At 41.2% G+C, this 515-nt stretch carries 1 protein-coding gene; it reads left to right on the forward strand.

Annotated features, from left to right (window positions below; genetic code table 11):
- The coding region (locus HMPREF2877_RS11490) for an SspB-related isopeptide-forming adhesin (RefSeq protein WP_256262943.1) at nt 1-515 on the forward strand (515 nt) is incomplete at both ends.

Here is a 515-nt window from a genome sequence, read left to right on the forward strand (position 1 = left end):
GATGATAAAGAGTTGGCAGACAAGTACGCAGATACCAATGCGAACCCATATGCGGACGATGCCTCAAACAACGAAGCAGAAAACTTGAATACCAAGACTGTTAAACGTGGTCAAAAATTGGTTTATCAAGTATGGTTGGATACAACTAAATTCGACGCAGCTAACAAGGACAACATCCAATCAGTAGGAATCTCAGATGACTACGATGAAACTAAATTGAATCTTGACGCTTCAGCTATTAAAGCCTACGATTCAGTAACAGGCGCAGAAGTCACAGACAAATTTGATATCACAGTTAACAACGGTGTGATCACTGCAACCCTTAAAGCTGGCTTCACTAAGTCACTTGGCGATGCAGAAAACACACAAGTTATCGACACAACTAAATTCGCCTTTGGACGTTACTACAAGTTCGACATCCCAACAACAGTTAAAGCTGATGTTGCAGGTGGTGTAGATATCGAAAATACTGCGGCCCAAGTTGTAAACTACTACAACCCAACAACTAAGAAAGT

It is taken from the genome of Streptococcus sp. HMSC072D03, assembly GCF_001812855.1.
In the GTDB taxonomy this organism is placed as follows: domain Bacteria; phylum Bacillota; class Bacilli; order Lactobacillales; family Streptococcaceae; genus Streptococcus; species Streptococcus salivarius_D.